Origin of the sequence: Acinetobacter sp. USHLN143, assembly GCF_037145695.1 — a bacterium.
GTDB lineage: Bacteria > Pseudomonadota > Gammaproteobacteria > Pseudomonadales > Moraxellaceae > Acinetobacter > Acinetobacter fasciculus.
On record NZ_JBBCWZ010000028.1, the window covers coordinates 1 to 16,643 of the forward strand.

Consider the following 16,643-nt stretch of genomic DNA (forward strand, 5'->3'; position numbering starts at 1 on the left):
AGCAAGAGTGAACCACCTGATCCCTTCCCGAACTCAGAAGTGAAACCTCTTAGCGCTGATGGTAGTGTGGGGTTACCCATGTGAGAGTAAGTCATCGCCAGCTCATTATTCCAAAACACCCCCAACCAAACGGTTGGGGGTGTTTTTTTATGCGCGGGATTTAGTCGAAAGCTTAGACACTAATTCTTTATTAAGAGAAATTCTATTTATAATTTTTAAAATATATCTATTTACTTTTCTATGCTGAATTTAGACCAGAAACTCTGTATCTTGATGTTAATTTGGACAATAAATCAGTATGGAGAAGATAATGTTGTCGCAATTTAAAATAAAAATTCTACTCAGTTGTTGTGCTTTAGCATTTACTGCCTGTCATGCAGAGAATCCATCTTCTAGAAGTACTCAAGACGCATCTACATCAGCTGCCAAATCGAATGCAGTCTCTTCAAGTTTGCAAAAATATAAGACTGAACAGGTTGCTCAATTTAATGAGCCGTGGGCGATTACTACTTTAAATGATGGCCGACTATTGATTACTGAGCGCAAAGGAAAATTGCAGCTCTTTGATCCAAAAACCAAGAAAAAAATTGAAGTTAAAGGTATACCTCAAGTCGCATATGGAGGCCAGGGTGGCTTAGGTGAAGTAGCCTTGCATCCAGATTTTGCAAAGAATCGGTGGGTATATCTGAGCTATGCCGAACAAGGCCAAGGCGGATATGGTGCAGTGGTGATTCGTGGCAAACTGGACCTAAATCAAGCCACTCCTCAACTCACACAAATTGAACGGATCTGGACGCAAGTTCCGAAATTTTCAGGCCAGGGACATTATGCCCATCGGATTATATTCGGGTCGGATGGTAAGTTATGGATCAGTTCAGGAGAGCGTCAGCAATTTGATCCTGCACAGGACATGCAATCTAATGCCGGTAAAATTATTCGCCTGAATGATGATGGCTCAATCCCTGCCGATAATCCGTTTATGACTCAGGGTAAAATTGCCCAGCAGGTCTGGAGTCTCGGACATCGTAATCCTCTAGGCATGGCTTTTGATCCGAAAGGGCAGCTTTGGGTGATCGAAATGGGACCGAAAGGCGGCGATGAACTGAACAAGATTGTCAAAGCTAAAAATTATGGTTATCCGTTAGTGTCTAATGGCAATCATTATGATGGCAAGTCCATTCCTGATCACAGTACCCGACCTGAATTTGAAGCCCCGGCACTGGATTGGACTCCGGTAATTTCTCCTTCAGATTTAATATTTTATACGGCTAATGTCTTCCCGCAATGGAAAAATAAGGCGATTGCGACCGGTCTGTCTTCCAAGGCGATTGTGATTGTGGATACGAACCAGACCCCAGTGAAAGAAGTTCAGCGTCTGGATATGAAAGAGCGGATTCGTGGGGTTGCTCAGGCACAGGATGGTTCACTGTGGGTGATTCAAGATGGTCCGCAAGCCGGTTTGTTAAAAATGACAGCACCTTAATCCTCTGCTTTTAGGATGCTTATCTAAATATGAAATATTGAATAAGCTGACCATCTGAATAAAAATCTTTTTAAGCTGATGCTGGCATGAAAGAAAAAGGCCTCTACATCCTGTGAAGGCCTTTTCATATTCTGTTAAAGGTATAATGTCTGTTATGCCGATCAGCATCCTGCTACGTGAATTTTTTTATTTTTCTTACAAGACTTCCTGTCTTGGTATGATCTGAATATAGCCTGAAGCGATACAACGCAATAGGGCAGTTTAACTGCATGGATTGTAGGTCAAAGCCGACAGCCGAATTTTAAAAGATAATTTTAAAAATACTGTTTCAAAATGATCATCTGACCAAATCATAAACTGCGGTGATGATTTTGCTGTATGTTAGCGAGAGAAAACTCTTTTGATATGCATCAACTGATATAAATAAAAACGTCCATAAAATAATAAAAAGGAAACTCCTATGCCTACGATTCAAATTGAAGTTCGGCAACAATATCCTCAAGCAGTTGAGGAACAATTGCTTAACAGCGTATTTCATTGTGTGAAAACTGCCTTTCAGCTGCCTGAATATGATCGTAATATTCGTCTGGTCGTGCATGAAGCGCATCGTTTTCATTATATGAGCCATTTAGCTCAGCCTGAATATTTTACCTTGATCAGTATTGACTGTTTTGCTGGCCGCAGTCTGGAGACCAAGCGCAATTTGTATCAGCAGATGGTCAAAAGTCTCGGAGAAATCGGCATTCCTGCAGATCATATTCTGATTCATCTGAGAGAAAGTGCACTAGAAAATTGGGAGATCCGGGGAGGGCAGGCCGCCTGTGATGTTGATCTCGGCTTTAAAGTTGATGTTTGATGCATTCCGATCACTACTCTAGTTAAACCTAAAGTTTAAACAGAAAAGCCTCAACATCCTGTCGAGGCTTTTCTGGATTTGCTTCTCAGATCTGACTCCTGTCTAATCTGTCAACGTCCTGTTGATTGGCGCTTTTTATTGTTGTCGTATCGCTTTGCAGACTTCCTGTCTGTCTATGTACTCACTATAGCCTCGCATAAAATGACTGCATAGCGGCTAAACTCTGCGCTGCATGTAGGCTAAAACGTACAGGGCTGTCGTCCAGTCATTAAGCACTGACATATTGAATCAGTCTATCCACTACAGCTTTTAAGTTTTTATTATCAAATTCATTGCCTTGGAAGGAATAATCTTTGTTGCGTGCAAAGATGTCACGGATTTCGATCACGGCATTGGTATCTACCAGTCCAAGTTGAGTGCCGACTTGACGAATCTGGTCAATCGAACGTGATCCGTTGGTCGCACCATAACCAATATAAGCTGCCGGTTTGCCTTGCCATTCCTTGCCGAGATAATCCAGGGCATTTTTCAGGGCAGGGCTATAGCCATGATTGTATTCAGGCGTGACAAAAATAAAGGCATCGCCAAGCGCAATCTTGTCGGCCCAGTCTTGCTGTTTGGGCTGATCATAAATCCCGGTCAATGGGGGATGAGCACCAGAAAACAGCGGAAGATCCCATTCTTTTAGATCGACAATTTCAGTTTCCAAAGTGCTAAAGGCATAACTTTTAATTTCCTGCAGTACCCAGTGCGCCACTTTAATCGCAGTACGTCCCTCACGAACACTCCCAACCACAATATAAATTTTCATGTTTTATCCTTTCTTCGGGTCTGATCATCAAATTAATCAGATTTCAGGAAGGTGACTAGAGATGATTTGTATCCGGAAAATAAAAAGCTCCCGAAGGAGCTTTTTTAAAATCAGTTAATTAGCTGAGGTTTTACATCAGTTTAATGCCTTGCTGACCCGCAGGTGTCACTTTAAAGATTTCCACTTCAAAGGTGATGTTTTTGCCTGCCAATGGATGGTTAAAGTCCACTTCAGTGATGTCATCATTCACCGATCTCACCACGCCATACAGGGTGGCTTTGGCTTTGTCTTCAAACTCGATCATGTGACCTTCGATCGGACGTTCTCCGAACTTCACCGTATCAAATTTCTGGATGTTTTCTGGATTCCATGGACCAAAAGCATCTTCTGGCGGCAGGCTCACCGTACGACGGTCACCGGCACGTAAACCAAACAATGCTTTTTCAAAACCAGGCAGTAAATTGCCATCACCAATCACCAGGCTGACCGGTTCTTCACGGCTACGGGTATTGTCAATTTCCACGCCATTTTCGATTGCGACAGAAAAGTGCAGCTCGACTTTAGAACCGTCTGCAACCCGGGTTTCTTCGTTAGGATGAATAAAATCAGTCATGTTGTGCTTGCGCCCGTTGAATTCGATGTTTTTCTAAGAAAAAGGTATCAATCAGCATCAGAATAGTGCCTACAGTAATAGCACTATCTGCGATATTGAACGCAGGGAAGTGGCTGTTCTGGTAATACACATGAATAAAATCGACTACATAGCCGAGGCTGACCCGGTCGATTAAATTACCGATGGCACCACCCAGAATCAGGGCAATCGCCAATGGTAAAATTTTCATGTCTTTTGGCATGCGCATCAGCCAAAACACAAAGATTACAGACACTAAACCTGCCAGTGAAGTAAAGAAATAGCGTTGCCAACCACCGGCATCGGACAGGAAACTAAAGGCAGCGCCATAGTTATGTAGCAGTGTCCAATTTAAAAAGGGCAGCACAGGAACAGGATCTGCATAGTTCAGATTTGTCACTGCAATCCATTTGGTCCATTGATCCAGAATGATCGCCAGAATGGCCAGTCCAACCCACCATAAATTATGTGGATAGAACTGGAATAAGCCCTTTTTGGTGTGGGTATTAGGCATATTTTCTCTCTTCGCCTTGGCCTGTAGGAAGGTTGATGATACAACGACCGCATAGACCAGGATGTGCAGAATGTGTATTTACATCTGGTAATACATGCCAGCAACGTACGCATTTTTCGCCATCAGCTGCTGAAACTTTCACATTCAAGCCTTCAAGATCAGACGCTTCACCTTGTGCTGCATCAAACTCATTGACGATCACTTGTGATGTGATCAGTACGAAACGAAGCTCATCACTTAACTTATCTAGCACTGCTTTTAATTCGGCATTTGCCCAAAGTTCAACTTTGGCAGACAAGTTAGAACCGACAGTTTTCGCGGTACGTGCAGTTTCAATGAATTTGTTTACTGCAGATTTCACGGCAATGAGCGTTTGCCATTCAGCTTCAGATACTACATTTGCAGTTGAAGCCACAGGAATATCATACCATTCAGCCGTGAACACGTATTTCTCTGATTGCTCAGGAATTAACGGCCAAGCTTCTTGTGCAGTGAAGCTCAGGATTGGTGACATCCAACGCACGAATGCTTGTACCAAGTGATACAACGCAGTTTGTGCAGAATGACGTGCTTGCGAATCCGCTTTCGTGGTGTATTGACGGTCTTTGATGATGTCTAAGTAGAAACCACCCAAGTCATTGATACAGAAATTAGTCAGAGCAGTCGTTACGATATGGAAGTTCATATCTTCGTATGCTTTTTTCACGGTTTCTTGAACTTCAGCTGCACGTTGCAAGATGTATTGATCAAGTGCGATCAATTGATCTACAGGAAGAGCATCCGTTGATGGTTTGAAGCCATTCAGGTTCGCCAATAAGAAACGTAACGTGTTACGGATACGACGATAACCGTCAGAGGCACGGCTAAAGATTTCTTTACCCGCGGTCATTTCATAACGGTAATCCGCAGAGGCGATCCAGAAACGTAAACCATCCGCACCCATATCTTTAATGATGTCTTGCGGCGTGATCACGTTACCGATCGACTTGGACATCTTGCGGCCTTTTTCATCCACGACGAAACCGTGAGTCAATAGACCTTTATATGGCGCACGTTCGTTAATCGCAATCGAGGTCAATAACGACGACTGGAACCAGCCACGGTGCTGGTCTGAACCTTCAAGGTACAAATCAGCAGGATCAGTCAGTTCTTCACGTTCACGCAGTACCGCATAGTGCGTTGTACCAGAGTCAAACCAGACATCTAATGTGTCACGAACTGCGTTGTATTGTTCAGCATCCGCACCGATAAACTCAGAGGCATCACGGTTATACCAGCCATCAATGCCTTCTTGCTCGATCAGCTTAGCCACTTCTTCAATCAGTTCAGGCGTACGTGGGTGCAATTCATTGGTGTCTTTGTGTACGAAGAACGGAATTGGCACACCCCAAGTACGTTGACGTGAAATACACCAGTCCGGACGACCTTCAATCATCGCCTGGATACGGTTTTTACCCCAGTCCGGTACAAAGCTGATATCGTTTTCAATCGCATTCAGTGCATTTTGACGCAGACCTTTGGCATCCATGCTGATGAACCATTGTGGGGTCGCACGGAAGATAATCGGGGTTTTATGGCGCCAGCAATGCGGGTAGCTATGCTTGATCACCACGTGTGCCCAAAGCTTGGTCGCTTCAGTCAATGCTGCAATGATTTTTGGATTGGCTTTGTAGATGTGCTCGCCCGGGAAGATTGGCGAAGTCGGTAAATACACACCATTACCGCCGACTGGGTTTTCTACTTTTAAGTTGTACTGTAAACCAACTTTATAGTCGTCTACACCGTGGCCCGGTGCGGTATGTACTGCACCTGTACCGCTCGCATCGGTGACGTGTTCACCCAAGATCACTGGCACTTGGCGGTCGCTAATTAAAGGATGTTGAAGAACTAAATTCTCAAGTTTTGCACCTGTGAATTCAGCAAGCACTTCAAATGCAGTAAAGCCATAACGCTGAGTCGCAGACTCAACCAATGATTTCGCCAAAATGAAGTTTTGTGCAGCTTTATCTTCGGCTGTTGCTTTAACGAGTTGATACTCAAGCTCCGCATGCAATGCAACCGCCTGGTTAGCAGGCATGGTCCAAGGTGTCGTGGTCCAGATTACGATGTCGGTACGATCGGCAACGTCTACACCTAAACGAGCAGACAAATCAGCTAAATCAACAACGGTAAAACCGACGTCAATTGCATCCGATTTTTTATCTTCATATTCAACTTCAGCTTCAGCCAATGATGAACCACAGTCCAGACACCAGTTCACCGGTTTCAGACCTGGCTCAATGTGGCCGGCTTTCGCGATTGCACCCAATGAACGTACGATGTCGGCTTCTTGTTTGAAGTTCATGGTTAGGTAAGGATTGTCCCAATCACCGAACACACCCATACGTACGAAGTCTTTCTTTTGAAGCTCAACTTGAGTATACGCATATTCACGGCACGCTTTACGGAACGTAGACGCATCTACTTTTACGCCGACTTTGCCGACTTTTTCTTCGACTTTTAATTCGATTGGCAGACCATGACAGTCCCAACCTGGCACGTATGGCGCGTCAAAACCATCCATGACACGGCTTTTGATAATGATGTCTTTGAGTACTTTATTGACTGCATGACCCAAATGGATTTGACCATTGGCATAAGGAGGGCCGTCATGAAGCACGTATTTTTTCTTGCCAATACGCGATTCACGAATCTGCTGATAAATGTTGTCGGCATACCACTCTTCTAACCATTTCGCTTCACGTACTGCCAAATTTGCTTTCATTGCAAAGTCAGTACCTGGGAGGTTTAGCGTGGCTTTATAGTCCACTGCATTTTCAGGAGTTTGCTTATCGCTCATGCAAGTCGTCTTCCAATCTAATCAGTTATGTCACTGACACGTTTTACAATAAAAATATGGGATATTAAAAGGGAAATGTGGGGTGATTTCGACGAAACTCAAGCAGTTTCTCGACATCATCATCAATTCCGGCTTTTAGCGCTTCAAGCGAAGGATAGTCCTTTTCGCCATGTAAATAGTTTAAGAACGTCACCCGCATCAACAGGCCATACAGATTAGCAGAAACATCTGGAAAATGTACTTCTAATCGCCACTCTGGATGTGCTTGTTTAATGGCAGGACGTGTGCCGACATGACCTGCCCCAAACAGGGCAGTTGGGTCATAACCCGCGATACCTGTTTGCGCTGCAGAGTCGGCTTTTACTTTGTCTTTTAAGGATAAGGTTTCGCAAATAACTTCAACCCCATAAATCCCTTTCAGGCAGGGCTTATGACGGTTGAGCCGTACATTAATAGTGGGGAAATCAATGGTTCGACCAATCTGATCACCATATTGCACCCGCCCGGTAATGCTATAGGGACGACCCAACAATTGTGCGGCCAAGGCTAAATCACCGGCTTGCAAGGTCTGGCGAATCCGGGTGGAACTGACCCGTTCACCATCCAAAGCAATGGTATTTAAATTGGTCACTTCAAAGCCGTAATTGCGCAGGAATTCGCTATTGCCCTGACGGTTTTTACCAAAGTGAAAATCATCGCCTAAGACCAGATGCCGAGCATTCAGTTTTTCTTTTAAAATGTCAGCAAAAGCTTCTGCAGTCAGGCTGCGGAAAGTATGGTCAAATTTCGCCACCGCGATATAGTCCACACCCAGCTCAGTCAGGTATTCAACTTTTTCACGCAACGATGAAATACGCGGTGGGGCATCATAACCCTGAAAGTATTCAAGCGGTTGCGGCTCGAAAATCATCACTACAGATTTTAAACCCTGTGCTTCAGCCACCTGTTGCAGCTGACGGATCATCGCCTGATGGCCTAAATGCACGCCGTCAAAATTACCGATGGTCACGGCAGTTTTGGGTAATTCAGAATGAGAGGCTAAAGCATTTAGACGGAGCAGCTGCATGGGCAAATCAAGTGCTTAGAAATATCGAGAGGCTATATATTGCCATAATCTCGCGCTTTCGTCTTGCTGTTGTGTTTTTATGCAATATTTTTCTTGAAAATTCATCTTCCTTGGAATTGAGCCGACTGGTTTTTCTACGTACTAAGTTATATCTGAGTATGTCTGATCAGAGCACAGATGCTTTTCATTCAGCCGGTTTTGTTTTCTAATGTCAGGGTTTTTCTTGATATCAGGTGTTTCGAATGTCCGATCTGGCACTCATCATGGCTCTACCCAATGAATCCAAAGGCTTGTTTGAAGCAGAAGGCATTCAGGTGCATTACAGCGGGATTGGTAAAGTCAACGCGGCCTTTAAAGCTTTTGAGGTGATTCAGAACACCGGTTGCAGTACCGTGCTGAATTTGGGAAGCGCTGGGAGTTCGCATTTCAATGCGCATGAACTGGTCGAAGTCACTCAATTTGTACAGCGTGATATGGATGTTTCACCCCTCGGCTTTGAGATCGGCATGACCCCGATGGATCAGCATTTCCCGGGTGCGATTGAGCTGGAGCCTTTCTTTGACCATTTGCCGAAAGGGATTTGTGGAACAGGCGATAGCTTTGAAACCGGTATTTCAAAAGTGGCGTGTAATCTGGTGGATATGGAAGGCTATGCCTTGGCCAAAGTCTGTAAAAAGCTGGGCGTTCGGCTTATTTCAGTGAAATACATTAGTGATGGGGCCAATGAGACTGCACATCTGGATTGGGAAGAAAATCTGTTATTGGGTGCGAAAAAATTATTAGATTTATATCAAATGGTAAAATAAATAGGAAAGTTAAGTTTGCTCGGCGACCATAGCAGCTATGGTCGTGTGCCAATCAGAAGCGCTTGCTTATTTATCCGTGCGTGGAATCACGCCGTATAACATCATGTGTACCGTATGCTGGATAATGCGTTGCTGCATGCTGCGGTTACGCAAGGTTTTACCCGTGACCATTTCCATTTGAGTGGCAAAGTCTGCATAGTTCTGGGTAATCGCCCAAATATTCAGAATCAGTAACTCAGGATCAATATCTGCAGAAATCTTGCCTTGCTCCTGCCAGTTGGAAATTACTTTGGCTTTACGCTTGACCAGTTTTTTCAGTGGACCTTTTAAAATTTCCAGAATATGCGGTGCACCTTGAATCACCTCCAAAGCAAATAAACGGGATGCTTTAGGCTGGGTACGCGACACTTCAATTTTTTGCATCAAATAATTGGTGATCGCTTCTTCAGGCTCAAGTTCAGCTTCAAGGGTTTGTAAAGGCGCCAGCCATTTTTGTAGAACGGTGGTTAATACCTCGACATACAGGGCTTCTTTATTTTCATAATAATAGAAAATATTCGACTTATGCATTTCTGCAATTTGTGCGATTTCATCTAGACTAGCCCCATTAAAACCATATAGGGAAAATACGTCTAGTGCAGCATTTAGCAGCTGATTGCGTTTTTGAGTACTCTTTTTTTGTTCCATTAGCAAATATAAAAAACAATGAAAAAGGGAATCCTCAATTGTACGGCAAATCATCAGATTTGTGCACACAGTCACAGGCTAATTTTTTGAATAATGATGATTTATTCTCTAGATCAATATTTAAAACAGGCTAAATGCATTTACACTAGGAGAAAAATTCAAGTTTCTGAAAATACTTCATTTATTCATTTTTTTTCTTCATCAATGCAAGAGAGGAATAATACTGAAATGAATCTGATAAAAATGTTCTCTTATTGAGATAAATGTATTTTTATAAGAATAAGACCCAAAACCATGCGCGATTTTGGGTTGGATTGGGTATTCAGGTCGCTAAAACTGCCTGCAAGACCTGCTGTTCTAGTTCTGCAAATGTCACACTTTTTTGCCGGGGACGTGGCAAATTGACCTTAAATTCTTTGGCAATATGGCCTTTGTCCAGCAAGATAATCCGGTCTGCCAATTGCACTGCTTCACTGACATCATGCGTGACCAGAATGGCGGTAAAGCCTTGCTCGGTCCAGAGACGTTCAATCAGGTTCTGCATTTCCAGACGTGTCAGGGCATCCAGGGCGCCGAGCGGTTCATCCAGCAGTAGAATACGCGGCTGATGCGATAATGCCCGCGCCAAGGCGGTACGTTGCCGTTGTCCTCCAGAAAGCTGTGAAGGCCACAGTCCAGCTTTTTCTTTGAGTCCGACCTTTTCCAGCATTTGCGAAGCTTTGGCATGCTGCTCCTTCGGTAAACCGAGTTGAACATTCTGTTCGATGCTGCGCCAGGGCAGCAGGCGAGGGTCCTGAAACATCACCCGGATATCATCGGTAGTAATGCCTTCGCGAATATGCCGGGCTGACTTAAACTTGATTTCGCCGTAGCTTTGCTGTTCCAGATCGGCAATCAGGCGCAATAAGGTACTTTTACCACAACCGCTGCGACCAACAATTGCCAGAAATTCACCCGGCTGGATATGCAGGTCCAGATCTTCCAGAACCTTGACCGAACCGTAAAACTTGTGCAGCTGTTCAATGATAATTTCGGCACCGATCACTGCAGCAGGATTGATCTCTGCCGCAGGTTGGTCCAGTGGCACAATCGGGTCATTGGCATGACGCCCTAAACTGAGATCAGTCATCACATGCTCCTCATTTATTCTTTATTTTTGATAGCCGGCATGCCAGCGCAGCAGGAATCGCTCTAAGGCCACGGCCAGAACATCGGCCAGTTTGCCGAGCAGGGCATACAATAAAATACCTACCAGAACCACGTCAGTTTGCAAAAATTCACGTGCATTCATGGTCATATAACCAATACCAGACTGGGCGGAAATGGTTTCGGCCACGATTAACAATACCCAGACCAGACCTAGAGAAAAACGCAGTCCGACCAGAATTGACGGCATCGCACCCGGCAGAATAATTTCTTTATACAGTTGCCAGCGAGTTAAGCCATAGCTTTTGCCCATCTCGATCAATTGCGGATCGACGGAACGAATCCCATGATAGGTATTGATATAAATCGGGAAAAATACCCCAATCGCCACCAGAAACAATTTGGCAGATTCATCAATCCCGAACCATAAGATGACTAGGGGAATGAGTGCCAGTGCAGGAATATTGCGGATCATCTGCAAGGTGGTGTCGAGCAGGGTAGAGGCAGTTTTGGATGAACCATTTAACAGACCCAGCAATAGGCCCAAACCACCACCTACCAATAATCCGCTGATGGCACGTCCTGCACTGACTTGCACATGCGTCCACAGTTCACCGCTGAGCAATAAATTCCAGAAGGCTAAAACCACGGCACTCGGTGCAGGCAGAATCCGGCTTTCCAGCAGGCCTGTGCTAGAGGCAATTTGCCAAACTGCAATCAAGAAAATTGGAACCAGCCAGGGCAGCAGATGCTGCCCCAGAATTGTTCCACGTGAAACCTGCTTTGGGGTCAGGGTTTCAACGGAAACGACTTTTGACATTAAGCAGACTCCTTAATTTTCTCAGCCTGCTTGTTCTCGTCCGGTGTGTAGTTGTTCGCCACGATTTCACCAAATGGACCGGTCAAGTTTGGTTGAGTGAGTTTTTGCTGGGTTTCCAGTGGAAGTAAAGGGAATACCAGTTCTGCAAAACGGATGGATTCTTCCAGATGTGGATAGCCTGAGAAAATAAAGGTGCTGATCCCCAGATCGGCATATTCCTGGATACGTGCAGCGACAGTTTCCGGATCGCCGACCAGTGCCGTACCTGCACCACCACGAACCAGACCCACACCTGCCCAGAGGTTTGGAGAAACTTCGAGTTTGCTGCGATCGCCATTGTGCAGTTCTGCCATACGGCGCTGACCGACCGAGTCCATGGATTTGAACTTGGCTTGGGCTGCAGCGATAGTGGCATCATCCACATATTGAATCAGTTCTTCAGCCGCCGCCCAGGCCTGCTCATTGGTTTCGCGTACGATCACGTGTAAACGGATCCCGTAATTCAGTTCACGACCTTTAGCTGCAGCCTTGGCTTTTACCACTGCAATTTTTTCTTTGACTGCTGCCGGTGGCTCGCCCCAGGTCAAGTAAGTATCGACCTGATCCGTGGCCAGCTCAATGGCATCATCCGATGAGCCACCAAACCATAAAGGCGGATGCGGCTGCTGAATGGGTGGATACAGCAATTTTGCATCATCGACACTTAAGCGTTCGCCATGGAAACTAAAGCTTTCACCGGTATGTGAGCGTTTTAAAATTTCACGCCAGATGGTGGTGTATTCGGTCGCCGTTTTATAACGGGTTGTGTGATCTTCATAGACGCCATCACCTTTTAGCTCCTGCTCGTCACCGCCAGTCACCAGATTCAGCAGTACTCGGCCATTAGACAAGCGGTCAAAGGTCGCGGCCATACGTGCAGCCAGTGCCGGCGTGGTCACGCCTGGACGCAATGCCACCAGGAATTTTAATTTTTTGGTCGCATCAATCAGGCTGGCTGCAGTTAACCATGGATCTTCACAAGAACGGCCAGTCGGAATCAGGACACCTTCATAACCTAAGTTATCTACCGCAACGGCAATCTGCTTCATGTAGGTATGATCTACAACACGTGCGCCCTTGCTGGTGCCTAAGTAACGACTGTCGCCATGAGTGGGGATAAACCAGAAAATTTTCATGTAATATTCCTTAAATTAAATGATCTTGTTTGCTCATCAATGTGTGGCCGCTGGCGACCAGATCTGTTGCTGGACGCTGATGGTTTTGGGAATCAGTTGAACCTGCTGGAAGAGATCGGCAATATTCTGTTGAGCTTTGATCACTTCCGTCGTTAATGGTTGTACCGGCGAAGGTTTAAGACGACGCTCAAATGCAATCTTCGCTACATCCGGTTTCAGACCGGTACTTTTCTGATAAATATCTAGAGCTACAGCCTGGTTTTTAAGAATCCACTGGTCAGATGCATTTAAAGCCTGGATAAACTTCCCGGGGCTATCCGGATGCTTCTGAATAAATTCGGGATTGCCGATATAAAAGGAGTAGGTTTGTGGAAAGTCACTAGATTCAATCAGCACCTTAACCTTGCTGTCGAACTCGGCTGCACCCAGGAAGGGATCCCAGATTGCCCAGGCATCAATGGCTTTTTTGTCAAAAGCAGCACGTGCATCCGCAGGGGGAAGCCAGACGGCTTGAATCTCTGACCAGCTTAATCCGGCTTTTTCCAGGGTTTTGGCCAGAAGTTCATGGGCACTTGAACCTTTCTGCACCGCGATCCGTTTTCCTTTCAATTGTTGAATATTTTGAATGGCACTGTCTTTCGGCACGACCACGGCCAAAGAATTTCCCGCCACTTTTTCAAAGGCCACGTAGCTCAGGGCTTTGTCTGCCGCCTGTGCAAAAATAGGCGGAGTATTTCCCACATAGCCATAATCCACTGCACCGACTGCTAAGGCTTCCAGCATTTGTGGGCCTGCCGGAAACTCTTTCCATTCAATTTTGGCATTGGGAAATTGTTGTTCTAACAGCTTTTCATCACGTGCCACCAGCAGATTTAAGGCTGATTTCTGAAAGCCAATCGCAATGGTTTTAACTTGTTGCGCTGACGTGGTTTCTGCGGCAGCCGTTTGCTGTGGTTCCTGTTTCTGGCAGCCAGTCAGACTAAAGCTCAATAGCGCTAAGCTGATATAAGAAACTGTTTTTATATGACTCATCTTTATTCTCAAATTATTCTGCTGTTATTTAATAATTGCTGCATCAATATTCAGCTTTTGTGGAATCAGCTGCTGCGCATAAAATGCATCGGCGACTTGTTGCTGTTTTTGAATCACGTCAGTGCTGAGAGGTTTAACGCCAAAGCCCATGCGTGAAATAGAGGTTTTCAAGACATCGACGGCCAGACCTGTCGGTTTTTGCAGGAGCTGAGCGGCAGCGTCCTGATTTTTTGCCACCCAGTCCGTGGTCAGATTCAGTTCGTTGACCACCGCCTGTACCACCTGAGGATGGCTTTCTGCGAACTTGCGATCTGCCAGATAGAACTGATGATTGCTCACCACATTTTCACCGCTGGCAATGACACGCGCACCAATTTGATGTTCAGCAGCTGCAAAGAACGGATCCCAGATCACCCAGGCATCGACTGCACCACGTTCAAATGCAGCACGTGCATCGGAAGGTGGTAAATAGATCACTTCGATATCATCAAGGCCAAGCTGGTTGGCTTCCAGAACTTTTAATAGTAAGTAATGCACGTTTGAACCTTTGTTCAGGGCTACCCGTTTGCCTTTCAGATCTTGAATAGACTGAATCGGCGAATCTTTCGGTACAATTAAGGCTTCTGCCTTAGGCGCTTGCGGCTGATTGGCCACATAGACCAGATTTGAGTTGGCCGCCTGGGCAAAAATTGGCGGTGCTTCACCGGCTTCACCAAAAGAGACGCTGCCAACATTCAGGCCCTCAAGCAGTTGTGGGCCGGCCGGAAATTCTACCCATTTCACATTGACCCCTTGCTGTTTTAAGCTGGTTTCCAGCGTGCCGTGTTCTTTTAAAATAGGTAATATGCCGTATTTTTGGAAACCGATATTCAGGGTAATGGTCTCTTCTTTTTTCGAGCAGCCTGAAAGCATCATGACACCAGCCATCGCGGTACCGAGTACCGCAGTCTTTGTTAAAAACTGAACATGAGATTGGCGCATGAATCAAAACTCCCGAAAGTGAAAAGCTAGTGAATGAAAACTTAGACACACGCTAATCGTTTTTGTTTTTCTAAAAAAATAACTATTCAGGAATTTCTAATGAAGAAAAAAGATAAATAAAAAAGCGCAAAACTTATGCAGAAAAGTGATTTATATAAAAATGAAGATTTAATATTTAAATTAATCAAATCTATGAAATTTATAGTTATTTTTTTAAATCTAATCTGTTGATATGTTTAGCTAAAAACGAGTAATAGAATTTTAAAATTTAAAGCGAGATTGCCAGATATCTTTATCTAAAATTAAGCTAAAGCACTGAAAGAAAAAGCCACTTTAAAGTGACTTTTTGCAAACAATTGAATTACGTTGATAATTGTAAAATGCCTGACGGGCATCCGGCAGGTCATCGACTGAAGCCGGTTCAAAGCCTTGTTCTAGAAACCAGTGCGCGGTGCGGGTAGTTAAAATAAACAGTTGCTGAATCTGCATGCTTTTGGCTTTTTCTTCTAGATAATGCAGGATCTGGCTACCCCGATTAGACTTGCGATAACTGGGATGTACCGCAACACAGGCAATTTCTGCAGAACGCAATTCATCCCCTGTCGTCGGAATCGGGTAGAGGGCGGCACAGGCCAGAATCATGCCGTCCCGTTCGATTACGGCAAACTGGTTGATTTCATTTTCTAGGCGTTCACGCGAACGATAGACCAGAATGCCTTCTTCTTCCAGTGGACGCAGCAAACCGATCAGGCCACCGACATCCTGAATATCGGCCATCCGCACTTCTTCATAATGCGCGTCGGTGACCAGAGTTCCGGAACCATCCCGGGTGAACAGCTCTTCCAGCAGGGCACCATCATAGGCATAAGAAATCAGATGCACCCGATGTACGCCGTTCATTGAGGCTTCCTGTGCGGCTTTCAATTGTAGTCCTCTTTCAAGCGCATCTTGTTCGACCGGAATAAAATCATCCAGTTGTTGCGGTGTCACTTCGCGTTTGAGTTGGCCGTTACTGTCCATCAGACCATGCTGCTTACCGAGAAAAATCAGTTTATCTGCCTTAAGGCGAATCGCAGTTTTGGTAGCAACTTCTTCAGCCAGCAGATTAAAAACTTCTCCGGTAGTGGAATAACCGGTCGGGCCAAGCACCACAATATTATGACTGTCCAGATGGCGCTGAATCGCATCGGTATCAACCGCGCGCACTTCACCGGTCAACTGAAAATCGATACCATCGCGGATGCCATACGGCTTGGCGGTGACAAAATTCCCTGAAACGGTATCAATCCGGGCGCCATACATCGGCGAATTGGCCAGTCCCATAGACAGCAGTGCTTCAATTTGTAGGCGGATCGAACCGACGGCATTCATCACGCAGCTTAAAGATTCACGTGTGGTGACCCGACGCTGCTGGTAAAAAGGCGTCGTAATCTGGCTTTGAGCCAGATTCTGGTTAATTTGCGGACGTGCACCATGTACCAGAATCAGCCGAATGCCCAAAGAATGTAATAAAGCAATATCGTGAATAATATGCTGAAAGTTATCATTTAAGACGGCTTCGCCATCAAACATGATTACAAAGGTTTTATTGCGGTGCGCATTGATATAAGGCGCAGAATGGCGAAACCAGTGCACATATTGCAAAGTTGTGCTTTGTGACGTTTCTGCTGAAGTCATGCTGTGCCCATTTCAATGATTGAAGATCCAGCTTTGATTCTAATGAAAAAAAATGCAAGTGGAAGTGCAGATATAAAAAAACACCTGAAGGGGACTTCAGGTGTCTGCAAGACGAGCAG

At 45.2% G+C, this 16,643-nt stretch carries 15 protein-coding genes and 1 rRNA gene; 4 read left to right on the forward strand and 12 right to left on the reverse strand.

Annotation, left to right across the window (positions count from 1 at the left end):
- The 3 genes from rrf to WFH18_RS09095 all read left to right on the forward strand — a co-directional run.
- Positions 1 to 103 (forward strand): 5S ribosomal RNA (rrf, locus tag WFH18_RS09085); the annotation flags it as partial.
- Positions 104 to 310: 207 nt separating this feature from the next.
- On the forward strand, positions 311 to 1,483 hold the full coding sequence (locus tag WFH18_RS09090) for a PQQ-dependent sugar dehydrogenase (RefSeq protein ID WP_138743280.1): 1,173 nt from the start codon (positions 311 to 313) through the stop codon (positions 1,481 to 1,483).
- Between the two features lie 460 nt (positions 1,484 to 1,943).
- Positions 1,944 to 2,339, forward strand: coding sequence for a tautomerase family protein (locus tag WFH18_RS09095; protein WP_039902475.1), 396 nt, complete (start codon positions 1,944 to 1,946; stop codon positions 2,337 to 2,339).
- Between the two features lie 268 nt (positions 2,340 to 2,607).
- Here WFH18_RS09095 and WFH18_RS09100 read toward each other — a convergent pair whose 3' ends face one another.
- The 5 genes from WFH18_RS09100 to ribF form a co-directional block, all read right to left on the reverse strand.
- On the reverse strand, positions 2,608 to 3,150 hold the full coding sequence (locus WFH18_RS09100; RefSeq protein ID WP_004281216.1) for an NADPH-dependent FMN reductase: 543 nt from the start codon (positions 3,148 to 3,150) through the stop codon (positions 2,608 to 2,610).
- A 130-nt stretch (positions 3,151 to 3,280) separates the two neighbouring features.
- Positions 3,281 to 3,763, reverse strand: a complete 483-nt coding sequence (locus WFH18_RS09105; protein WP_004281217.1) for an FKBP-type peptidyl-prolyl cis-trans isomerase — start codon at positions 3,761 to 3,763, stop codon at positions 3,281 to 3,283.
- Complete coding sequence (lspA, locus tag WFH18_RS09110; RefSeq protein ID WP_004281218.1) at positions 3,756 to 4,295, reverse strand: signal peptidase II; 540 nt, start codon at positions 4,293 to 4,295, stop codon at positions 3,756 to 3,758. Before lspA ends, WFH18_RS09105 begins: the two co-directional genes overlap by 8 nt.
- A complete protein-coding gene (gene ileS, locus WFH18_RS09115; RefSeq protein ID WP_336754749.1) occupies positions 4,288 to 7,134 on the reverse strand; it encodes an isoleucine--tRNA ligase in 2,847 nt (948 codons plus the stop codon). Before ileS ends, lspA begins: the two co-directional genes overlap by 8 nt.
- Before the next feature lie 64 nt (positions 7,135 to 7,198).
- Positions 7,199 to 8,200, reverse strand: coding sequence for a bifunctional riboflavin kinase/FAD synthetase (gene ribF, locus WFH18_RS09120; protein WP_071851056.1), 1,002 nt, complete (start codon positions 8,198 to 8,200; stop codon positions 7,199 to 7,201).
- A gap of 242 nt (positions 8,201 to 8,442) precedes the next feature.
- Here ribF and WFH18_RS09125 point away from each other — a divergent pair, with 242 nt between their 5' ends.
- Positions 8,443 to 9,006 carry a 5'-methylthioadenosine/S-adenosylhomocysteine nucleosidase family protein gene (locus WFH18_RS09125; RefSeq protein WP_044108772.1) on the forward strand — a complete coding sequence of 188 codons (564 nt, stop codon included), beginning with the start codon at positions 8,443 to 8,445 and terminating at the stop codon, positions 9,004 to 9,006.
- A 66-nt stretch (positions 9,007 to 9,072) separates the two neighbouring features.
- Here WFH18_RS09125 and WFH18_RS09130 read toward each other — a convergent pair whose 3' ends face one another.
- From WFH18_RS09130 to argA, 7 genes are all read right to left on the reverse strand, one after another.
- A complete protein-coding gene (locus WFH18_RS09130) occupies positions 9,073 to 9,693 on the reverse strand; it encodes a TetR family transcriptional regulator C-terminal domain-containing protein (RefSeq protein ID WP_004281222.1) in 621 nt (206 codons plus the stop codon).
- Between the two features lie 322 nt (positions 9,694 to 10,015).
- Positions 10,016 to 10,822: an ABC transporter ATP-binding protein gene (locus tag WFH18_RS09135; RefSeq protein ID WP_253160408.1), complete on the reverse strand. Its 807-nt coding sequence runs from the start codon at positions 10,820 to 10,822 to the stop codon at positions 10,016 to 10,018.
- Between the two features lie 21 nt (positions 10,823 to 10,843).
- The gene (gene ssuC, locus WFH18_RS09140) at positions 10,844 to 11,659 is read right to left on the reverse strand and encodes an aliphatic sulfonate ABC transporter permease SsuC (RefSeq protein WP_004647159.1); all 816 of its coding nucleotides are present in this window, start codon (positions 11,657 to 11,659) and stop codon (positions 10,844 to 10,846) included.
- Positions 11,659 to 12,834, reverse strand: coding sequence for an FMNH2-dependent alkanesulfonate monooxygenase (gene ssuD, locus WFH18_RS09145; protein ID WP_168730581.1), 1,176 nt, complete (start codon positions 12,832 to 12,834; stop codon positions 11,659 to 11,661). Before ssuD ends, ssuC begins: the two co-directional genes overlap by 1 nt.
- Before the next feature lie 36 nt (positions 12,835 to 12,870).
- Positions 12,871 to 13,866 (reverse strand): aliphatic sulfonate ABC transporter substrate-binding protein, encoded by a 996-nt coding sequence (locus tag WFH18_RS09150; protein ID WP_004647162.1) that lies wholly within the window; start codon positions 13,864 to 13,866, stop codon positions 12,871 to 12,873.
- 24 nt (positions 13,867 to 13,890) lie between these two features.
- A complete protein-coding gene (locus tag WFH18_RS09155) occupies positions 13,891 to 14,847 on the reverse strand; it encodes a sulfonate ABC transporter substrate-binding protein (RefSeq protein WP_336754750.1) in 957 nt (318 codons plus the stop codon).
- A gap of 333 nt (positions 14,848 to 15,180) precedes the next feature.
- Positions 15,181 to 16,524 (reverse strand): amino-acid N-acetyltransferase, encoded by a 1,344-nt coding sequence (gene argA, locus WFH18_RS09160; RefSeq protein WP_004729045.1) that lies wholly within the window; start codon positions 16,522 to 16,524, stop codon positions 15,181 to 15,183.
- Between the last annotated feature and the right edge of the window lie 119 nt (positions 16,525 to 16,643).

Coding starts and splice junctions, on each gene's coding strand:
- WFH18_RS09150 (WP_004647162.1), bottom strand. CDS start 13,866: ATGAGTCATATAAAAACAGTTTCTTATATCAGCTTAGCGCTATTGAGC.
- WFH18_RS09135 (WP_253160408.1), bottom strand. CDS start 10,822: ATGACTGATCTCAGTTTAGGGCGTCATGCCAATGACCCGATTGTGCCA.
- WFH18_RS09095 (WP_039902475.1), top strand. CDS start 1,944: ATGCCTACGATTCAAATTGAAGTTCGGCAACAATATCCTCAAGCAGTT.
- WFH18_RS09100 (WP_004281216.1), bottom strand. CDS start 3,150: ATGAAAATTTATATTGTGGTTGGGAGTGTTCGTGAGGGACGTACTGCG.
- argA (WP_004729045.1), bottom strand. CDS start 16,524: ATGACTTCAGCAGAAACGTCACAAAGCACAACTTTGCAATATGTGCAC.
- WFH18_RS09125 (WP_044108772.1), top strand. CDS start 8,443: ATGTCCGATCTGGCACTCATCATGGCTCTACCCAATGAATCCAAAGGC.
- WFH18_RS09130 (WP_004281222.1), bottom strand. CDS start 9,693: ATGGAACAAAAAAAGAGTACTCAAAAACGCAATCAGCTGCTAAATGCT.
- WFH18_RS09090 (WP_138743280.1), top strand. CDS start 311: ATGTTGTCGCAATTTAAAATAAAAATTCTACTCAGTTGTTGTGCTTTA.
- ribF (WP_071851056.1), bottom strand. CDS start 8,200: ATGCAGCTGCTCCGTCTAAATGCTTTAGCCTCTCATTCTGAATTACCC.
- ssuC (WP_004647159.1), bottom strand. CDS start 11,659: ATGTCAAAAGTCGTTTCCGTTGAAACCCTGACCCCAAAGCAGGTTTCA.
- WFH18_RS09105 (WP_004281217.1), bottom strand. CDS start 3,763: ATGACTGATTTTATTCATCCTAACGAAGAAACCCGGGTTGCAGACGGT.
- ssuD (WP_168730581.1), bottom strand. CDS start 12,834: ATGAAAATTTTCTGGTTTATCCCCACTCATGGCGACAGTCGTTACTTA.
- lspA (WP_004281218.1), bottom strand. CDS start 4,295: ATGCCTAATACCCACACCAAAAAGGGCTTATTCCAGTTCTATCCACAT.
- ileS (WP_336754749.1), bottom strand. CDS start 7,134: ATGAGCGATAAGCAAACTCCTGAAAATGCAGTGGACTATAAAGCCACG.
- WFH18_RS09155 (WP_336754750.1), bottom strand. CDS start 14,847: ATGCGCCAATCTCATGTTCAGTTTTTAACAAAGACTGCGGTACTCGGT.